General features: G+C 33.8%; 10 protein-coding genes. 1 reads left to right on the top strand and 9 read right to left on the bottom strand.

Going from position 1 to position 8,173, the window contains the following annotated elements; translation table 11 throughout:
- The 7 genes from P8H68_RS04365 to P8H68_RS04335 form a co-directional block, all read right to left on the bottom strand.
- On the bottom strand, nt 1-165 hold a 165-nt coding region (locus tag P8H68_RS04365; protein ID WP_300322110.1), incomplete at its 3' end, for an aminotransferase class III-fold pyridoxal phosphate-dependent enzyme.
- A 14-nt stretch (nt 166-179) separates the two neighbouring features.
- The gene (locus P8H68_RS04360; protein WP_300322107.1) at nt 180-1,703 is read right to left on the bottom strand and encodes an OstA-like protein; all 1,524 of its coding nucleotides are present in this window, start codon (nt 1,701-1,703) and stop codon (nt 180-182) included.
- 99 nt (nt 1,704-1,802) lie between these two features.
- On the bottom strand, nt 1,803-2,306 hold the full coding sequence (locus tag P8H68_RS04355; protein ID WP_300322106.1) for an asparaginase domain-containing protein: 504 nt from the start codon (nt 2,304-2,306) through the stop codon (nt 1,803-1,805).
- A complete protein-coding gene (locus P8H68_RS04350; protein ID WP_300322104.1) occupies nt 2,278-2,745 on the bottom strand; it encodes a hypothetical protein in 468 nt (155 codons plus the stop codon). Before P8H68_RS04350 ends, P8H68_RS04355 begins: the two co-directional genes overlap by 29 nt.
- 6 nt (nt 2,746-2,751) lie before the next feature.
- Nucleotides 2,752-3,264, bottom strand: a complete 513-nt coding sequence (locus P8H68_RS04345) for a hypothetical protein (RefSeq protein ID WP_300322103.1) — start codon at nt 3,262-3,264, stop codon at nt 2,752-2,754.
- A gap of 30 nt (nt 3,265-3,294) precedes the next feature.
- Nucleotides 3,295-3,837 (bottom strand): RNA polymerase sigma factor, encoded by a 543-nt coding sequence (locus tag P8H68_RS04340; protein WP_300322101.1) that lies wholly within the window; start codon nt 3,835-3,837, stop codon nt 3,295-3,297.
- Nucleotides 3,838-3,874: 37 nt separating this feature from the next.
- Nucleotides 3,875-5,329: a TonB-dependent receptor gene (locus tag P8H68_RS04335; protein WP_300322099.1), complete on the bottom strand. Its 1,455-nt coding sequence runs from the start codon at nt 5,327-5,329 to the stop codon at nt 3,875-3,877.
- Between the two features lie 125 nt (nt 5,330-5,454).
- Between P8H68_RS04335 and P8H68_RS04330 the strand changes: the two genes are divergently transcribed.
- Nucleotides 5,455-6,219 carry an MBL fold metallo-hydrolase gene (locus P8H68_RS04330; protein WP_300322108.1) on the top strand — a complete coding sequence of 255 codons (765 nt, stop codon included), beginning with the start codon at nt 5,455-5,457 and terminating at the stop codon, nt 6,217-6,219.
- 1 nt (nt 6,220) lies between these two features.
- Here P8H68_RS04330 and P8H68_RS04325 read toward each other — a convergent pair whose 3' ends face one another.
- On the bottom strand, nt 6,221-6,862 hold the full coding sequence (locus P8H68_RS04325; protein ID WP_300322098.1) for a dienelactone hydrolase family protein: 642 nt from the start codon (nt 6,860-6,862) through the stop codon (nt 6,221-6,223).
- 16 nt (nt 6,863-6,878) lie between these two features.
- Nucleotides 6,879-8,138: a dihydroorotase gene (locus tag P8H68_RS04320; protein ID WP_300322096.1), complete on the bottom strand. Its 1,260-nt coding sequence runs from the start codon at nt 8,136-8,138 to the stop codon at nt 6,879-6,881.
- Nucleotides 8,139-8,173 lie beyond the last annotated feature (35 nt).

The raw sequence follows: 8,173 nt of genomic DNA, 5'->3' as shown, positions 1-8,173 counted from the left end.
CTTTGGATGATTGTGCCCTAAACTATTGGCTGAAACACCTGCTACAAAGTCTAGATATTCTTTTCCCGAAGTGTCATATACATAACTCCCTTTTGCTCTTGCGATTTCAATGGCAAGTGGATGAGGTGAAGTTTGTGCTTGGTGTTTGAAAAAATCATCAATCATAAGATTGCTTTAGGTTATAAAAACAAATTGGTTTTGATTACCGGCTCATCAATAAAAATATCGTCTCTTTCTAATGGTTTTTCGCTTTCTCTCCAGATAAATCCTTTTAAGAATTTTTTGTCTGCTGGATATTTAGAAGGAGGGTATGTTTTCCCTTCAGGTTTCATTAGGAACTTGATCGATTGTATGCCATTATCCTCCAAACTAAAGAGAATATTACTACAGATCATATTTAAGATGGCAATTAATTTCTTTTCTTCATCTCTAGCATAGTTGATAACTTCTCCGTTTCCTTTGGTAAGCAACGATTCTAGTTGGTTGTCAACGAATTTACCGTACATGTTTTTTCCCTTTATCTGGCTAAAACCTGCAGAGTCTTTTTGAATGATAAAAGCATTTCTTCTGATAAATAAAGAATCCAATTTGCTTGTTTCTAAATTCGAAGTAAGGTGTATGCTGTCTCCCGTAATCTGATTTTCTCCAGACCAAATAACGGGGTGTTTGAACATTTTTGTAATTCCTAGTTTTTGATTGGTATGTAAAGAATCACATTTTCCTCTTAAATCTGACTTGAAAAATTTGACTTTATGATAAGCTCTAATAATTCTTTCATCAGGTTTTCCGGTAATTAATAAGGTGTCACCATGAATGAATAAAGAATCTGCCTCAGCGATAGAAATTGCCATGGCTCTTTTTACAACAAACACAGAATCGTTGTCTTTGAAAAATTCAGCATAACCTCCTTTTACAATCGTTTGATTCACGGTATCGGTCATTACAATATTACCGGTACTAGAAGCAAAACCTTTTTCTTTGTCGCTATAAATGCTGTCGCCTTCAATGATACGGTTGTTGTAATATATTTTCGCATCCTTGGTAAGGCGTGAAATTCCAACTTTTGTATCGTAAAAACCTTGTCTCGCTACGGCAACACTTTCTTTAGTTGTAATAGTAGAAGGGCCGTAAAAATAAGTTTGTCCTGTTTCTGTGTAATAATCTAAATGATTGGATTCTAATTTGTTTTCAGGATTGTGCACCACTACGTTTGTGGTAGCCGTAAAACGTTTTAAATCGGTGGCATACACACCATTTTGACTTTCTAACTGGTTGTTGTCATCGGTAATGGTTGCGAAACAGTCATAAGTCATCTCTTGTGTAACACGATCAAAATGCAGCGTGTCCGTTTCCAAACGCATGCTTGGGTCTTTTAAAACAACATCTCCCCAAGAAATAACTTTCTGGGTATTTCCGTTATAATTGGCATAATTACTTTTCTGGGTAATGGTATCTCCTTGGTTTACAAAAACATCACCATAGGCATGCAATACATTTTTTTCTTGATAAAATAAAGCTTTGTTGCAATCTAAAGTAGCACCTTCATGACTTACTTTCACGTTTCCGTTTAAAATAATGGCTCCTGGATATTTTTTTTGATTCTTATAAGTCTGTTCAGAATTAAGAATCTTAATTTTCTTTTGTTGTGCAGAAACAAAGGAAAAATTGACTGTTAGGATTAGTAAAAAAAGAAGGTGTTTCAAATGAAAATATTTTTTGAACAAAAATAAACAAAAAGAGTTTTGTAGGGCATTTTCGTTGTTAAAATTGCTCTAAAGTATAAAATGGAAATAATAGGCTTGTTATAGGGATTGAAAAACTCCTAGTTGTTTGTTTTTTTGAACATTATCCCAAGGAAAAGCGTGTCCGTTCATTACAATATAAACTCCTTTTTTTAGGGTTTTTACAAAAGCCAAAGCATTTGCAATGTTAAAGGTTGCATCAGAATTCTCAAGAGAGTAGGGGATCATAGCTCCTGTAAGGATAATTGTTTTTTTTAAGTTTTTAGCAGCAATATCCGCAGCTGTGGCAACCATAGTGTCGGTGCCATGTGTGATAATGATTTTATCACTGTGACTTGTAATACAGGCAGAAACAATTTCTTTTCTTTGTTCGGAAGTCATTTCTAAACTATCTACCGCCATTAAATGTTGGATGTCAACTTTTTCCGAGAGGTTCGCAGTTGTTAAAATATGTGGAATATAGCTAGACCCAAAAGAGAGGTTTCCAATCAAAGGATTGTATATTTTGTCAATAGTACCCCCAGTGGTGAAAAGATCAATCTTCTCTATTTTTATTTTTTTCATGATGTAATTTACGCAAAACTTTCTGATTGAATTCTAATTCGGCAAAATGTAATTTTAACAATTGTTGCGGGGTTAAAATTGATTCAAGTTTTTCAAAAGTATTTTTTTTATTGGAAACATACGTTTCTGTGATTTTGATAAAATCATCAGAAAGTGCTTTTGCTTCTTCATCAGAAAGAGATGCTATCGCTCCTTTATTATCAATTTGTTGTTTGATATTTTTAATTTTTACAGAACGTAATTTTCTATTTACTTTTTCATATTCATTGTAAATAGGCCAAAACTTTTCAGCAACCTCTGGAGTCAAATTTAGCTCTGAAGATATATAATTAACTTTCAGTGTTTTGATTTTTTCAAAACTCATGCCTCTGTGTTGAGCGTGAGAACCAACAACACCAGCGATTACAAAGAGAATAAGGATTAATATATGTTTTTTCATAATGTTCTAATTGTCTAAATATAAAGATTCAGGATCTACTTGATCCAGATAATTATTCAATTCATCGTTTGAAATATTTACTTCTACAAGGTCATTCAAGTTTAAATCTGCATCAATACTAGCCACGGAATATGCGTCAATACTCATATGTCCTGCTGCGATGTAAGCTTCAATATCTGTAACTTCCAAAGAGTCAAATGAAATGGTATTCGATTCTTGATAATTGGCAATTCCAAAATACAACAGCAAAGCGGCTGCAACCGAAGAGATCGCATATAAAACACGTAGTTTGCCTTTTTTCTTTTCTTTAGGAATGGCAGCGATAATGCTTTCCTCAAGTTTTTCAAAATAGTTGTCGGGAGTAGTAAACCCAGATCCTTTGGGAAGTTCTTCTTCGTTTATTTTAGTAAAAAGATTGTCAGAAAACTCCTCGAAATAATTTTCAGGAGTTTTAAAACCCGGATTTGTCAATCCTAGATTTTTTAGTGCTTCAATATCTTCTTTATCTTCTTGCTTCATAACTGTTAGACCATAGCCTTTTAAAAAGGTTTAATGTTCTTCAATATGTTGTTTTATTTTTTTTACGGCATGGAAATAGGAAGCTTTTAAGGCTCCTACTGAGGTATCTAATATTTCTGAAATTTCTTCATATTTCAAATTGTCAAAATATTTCATATTAAAAACCAAACGTTGTTTGTGGGGTAATTCTTGAATGGCTTTTTGTAAAATTTCTTGTATCGCAGAACCGTCAAATAAAATATCATCTTGTAAAGAGTGGATAGAGGTAATTTGATATTCATCTATCGATACATTTTTTTCTTTCGCTCTTTTGTTTAAAAATGTGATGGATTCGTTAGTTGCAATCCTATACATCCAAGAAAATAACTTAGAATCTCCTTTGAAGTTTGCAATTCCTTTGTGCACCTTAATAAATGTGTTTTGCAAAACATCATTGGTGTCTTCATGAGAGATCAATATTTTTCTAATGTGCCAATACAAACGTTCCTGATACAAACGAACAAGCTCTCTAAAAGCTTTGTCTTTTGTTTTCGGATCGATGAGCCTATTGATAAATAATTTTTCGTTCTCCACGGATGAATTCAACTTTGAGGAGTGTAAGTTTACGAAATTATTTTTTTACTTGTGGTCTCGATCCAGAATATCCAAACAATCTATTTCTTTTGATCAATTCAGAAATCCCTTCTGGCAACATGGCTTCCCAACCTGCTTTTGATTTGGCAATCATGTCTAAAATAGTTTTAGAGAAAACCGTTAATATTTTAGGATCATAATTTTTGATGTCTACAATTTTTCCATTGTTTTTAAAGAATTTATACAATTCCGTCATTCTTGGGTGAACCACTAGATTCTCACTGGTAATAATTTTCCCAGTGTTTCTATCCTTTAATGGATATGCGTAGATTTTTAAATCTTTGAAATACATTTTTCCAATTGCCTCTAGAATTCCACCACTTAGGGTTCTATAATATTTTTCATCAAAAATATTGATCAAACTTTCAAGTCCAAGAGCTAGTCCCATTCTCGATTTGGTAAATTCACTAAAGTATTCTACCAGTTTGTAATACTCTTGGAAATTTGAAATCATTACATTTTGTCCTAATGAACATAGTAATTCCGCTCTATCTAGGAAATCACGTTCGTTGATTTTTCCTTCAGAACGTAAGTTAGCAAGGGTGATTTCAAATATGATTTGTGTATTTTCTTTTTCTACTTTATTTTCTTTGAAAAATAACTCACGTGCATTTTCATAGATATCCATGTTTACTTTAGTAACCGGTCTAAAGCTACCTCTTAATGCTAGGATGTTCTTTTTGTATAAAACACTTGCTGGCAATAAGTTGACACCGCTAGAGTCAAACATTACCGCATTGGTCATGTCGTTTTTAACCAATTGTAAACTCATCAACCTGTTGTCTACATACATAAACCTTGGTCCAGAAAAATTGATCATATCAATCTCTAGTTGGTCTTTATGCAAATTATCATACAAAGAAATTAATAAATCCTTTGGATTGTCATTCATATAAAAGGCACCATGAATCAAATTTACTCCCAATTTACCAAGTGTTTCTTGCTGTAAAGTAGTATCTGTTTCTTTGAAACGTAGGTGTAACACAATTTCGTTATAATCTTCTAAAGGATCTAGTTGAAATCTGATTCCAACCCAACCATGACCTTTGAATTTTTTAGCAAAATCAATCGTTGTAACTGTATTGGCGTAACTAAAGAAAAATTTATCAGGATGTTTTTCTCTACTCAATCGATCCTCGATCAAGCGGATCTCATGGTGTAACATTTTTTTCAATCGCCCTTCCGTCACATATCTTTTATCGTCTTCCATACCATAAATGGCATCAGAGAAATCTTTGTCGTAAGCACTCATTGCTTTGGCAATCGTTCCAGAAGAACCTCCAGCTCTAAAGAAGTTTCGAACCGTTTCTTGACCCGCTCCAATTTCAGAAAAAGTACCGTAAATATTGTGATTTAAATTGATTCTTAGAGCTTTCCCTTTTGTAGTCGGGGTGTTGCTCATTTCTTTATCTCCTTTAAGTGTTACAGCCATATAGATAAATAGGTTTGTTTATGTTACACAAATATAGTAATTATGCAGTATTATTGATTGCTCAATGCTTATTTTTGTTAGAGAAGATTTACAAATAATTTTTAGCTTTTATGTCTGCAGAAAAAATTAAAATAACATTTCTAGGAACAGGTACTTCACAGGGAGTTCCAATGTTGCTTTCTGACGAAGAAGTAAATTTATCTAAGGACAAAAAAGACAAGCGTTTACGTTCTTCGGTATTATTCACTTGGAAAGGAAAAAATGTACTTATTGATTGTGGACCAGATTTTAGGTATCAGATGTTGCGTGCAGATGTAAAATCAATTGAAGCTATATTATTTACCCATGAGCATTCAGATCATATTGCGGGATTGGATGAAATACGACCTTATTGTTACAAACAAGGTGCTGTACATATTTATGCCAAGGATAGGGTTATGGAATCTTTGGAAAGGCGTTATGAATATATTTTCGCTAAAGAAAACAGGTACCCAGGTGCGGCTCAAATCATAGAAAATGTGATTGATGATGCTCCGTTTGAGTTGCTAGAAACTTCTATCATTCCTATCAATGTAATGCATGGTAGTTTGGAGATTTTTGGATATAGAATAGGGGATGTGGCTTATTTAACAGATGTAAAAACCATTGCCGCTTCAGAAAGAGAAAAATTAAAAAACCTTGATATTTTGGTCATCAGTGCCTTACGAATCAATGCGCATCCTACGCATTTGAATCTTGAGGAAGCCTTGCAGATGATTTCAGAATTGAAACCGAAAAAAGCTTATTTAACCCATATCAGTCATCGATTAGGATTTCATGAAGAGGTATCTAAATCTTTGCCAGAAAATGTGTTTTTAGCCTATGATGGTTTAGAAGTACAGCAAGATTGATTTACAGTCTTTCGTCTATCCAAGCTTTGAAATCATAAAAATTTTGTGGATGTACTCCATGTCCTACAGGATATTCCTTGAAAACATTAGAAATACCTTTGTCGTTTAAGTATACAGGTGCTTTTCTAGCCCATTCCACTGGTATTACTTGATCCACACTTCCATGAGAACAGAAATATTGAGTGGTTGTTGTTGCAGATGTATCTGCTATTAAATCTTCATTCAAATATCCGCTTAAGGCAACCACATAGGGTATTTTGTTTGTGTTCAAAGAAAGCCCATAACTTAAAATGGCACCTTGACTAAATCCTACAACAAACAATTTATCAGTGTCCACAGCATGATTTGCAGTAAACTCATCAATAAAATTAGAAATTTGATCTAAAGAAGTTCTAGCTTCGTCTAAATCAGAAAATTTGTTTTGATCCGCATCAAAATTGATGCTATACCATGCAAAACTATTATAACCTAATTCTAAAGGTGCTCTTAAACTAACAATATGCAAGTTATCTGGCAGTTCCGAAGCAAATGAAAATAAATCCATTTCATTACTTCCATAACCATGTATTAAAATTAACAACGGAGCCGGTTGGTCAGAAGTTACAATAGGAGCTCTTTCTACAAAATGTAAATTGGTATTCATGTGTGTTTGCCTGGTATTATTTATTTAAAACTAATTGCCCTTTTGCGTAGATTCCATAGGCTTTTCCTTTTACTGTTTTGTCCAAAAATATGGAGTTTTTAGAAGTAGAAAGAATGTCTTTGAGTGCAAAAGTAGTTTCTTTTTTATCTGTAAATAGTGAGATGTTTGCGGGTTTCCCTTCTTCGATCGTTTCTTGGTCAATTCCAAAAACAGCTTTAGGTCCAGTTGTCAAAGCATCAATGATAGTTTCAGTCTCTAAAACTGTTTGAAGACTTCCGAATAGGTTTTCAAGTCCAATCGTTCCAAACTCCGCATTGTTGAATTCTACTTTTTTATTTTCGATGTCGATAGGGTTGTGGTCAGAGGTGATGCAATCAATCGTTCCATCTTTTACACCTTCTATCAAAGCAAGTCTGTCTTCTTCCGCTCTTAAAGGAGGTAGTACTTTGGTGTTGCCATTAAACCCTTTTAGCTCTACATCTGTCAAGGTCAAATGATGTGTTGTAACGCTACAAGTAACCTTTAGGTTTTTCTTTTTGGCTTCTCTGATTAGCTCTACAGATTTTTTAGAGCTTACGGTTGGGATGTGTAATTTTCCTCCCGTATATTCTAGCAAAGAAATATCTCTGGTAATCTGCATTTCTTCGGCCAAACCTGGAATTCCTTTCAAACCTAATAAGGTACTGTTCAAACCTTCGTGGGCAATTCCTTCTCCGCCGATGGCATTGTTTAGTGGGAAACTTAGAACAAGTCCGTCAAAGTTTTGCGCATATTGCAAAGCCACCTTCATCAAATTGTCATTTTCAATAGCCTTGTTATAATCCCCAAAAGCAACGGCACCAGCCGCTTTCATATCATATAATTCTGCCATTTCAACTCCTTTAGAATTTCTGGTCAAACTAGCGATAGGATATAAGTTGGTTGCTTTCAAAGCACTCAAGTTTTTCAAATAAGCAATAGAGGCTTTGGTGTCTAAATAAGGATTGGTATTAGAGTTTACGGCTACCTCTGTAAAACCAGATTTTGCAGCGGTATCTAATCCGTTAGATAAATTCTCACGTTCTTCATATCCAGGTTCTCCAAAAGAAACTGAAGAGTCAAACCATCCGTTTGAAATTTGAAGATTTTCTAAGGAGATTTCCTCACAGTCGTTTGGACAATCTATAGAATCTGCTATTTGAGTAAATGTATTATTCTGAATTAAAACATCTTTTGTTTGCTTGTGAAACTTACTGTTTTTATCAAAAATGGTTGCAGATTTTAATAGGATGTTCATTGAGAATTATATTTTAATTTTTCACACAAAATTGC

Source organism: Flavicella sp. (genome assembly GCF_029238425.1).
Taxonomy (GTDB): Bacteria; Bacteroidota; Bacteroidia; order Flavobacteriales; family Flavobacteriaceae; genus Flavicella.
Note: the sequence above shows the minus strand (reverse complement) of the source record. Positions and strands in the feature narration are given on the sequence as shown.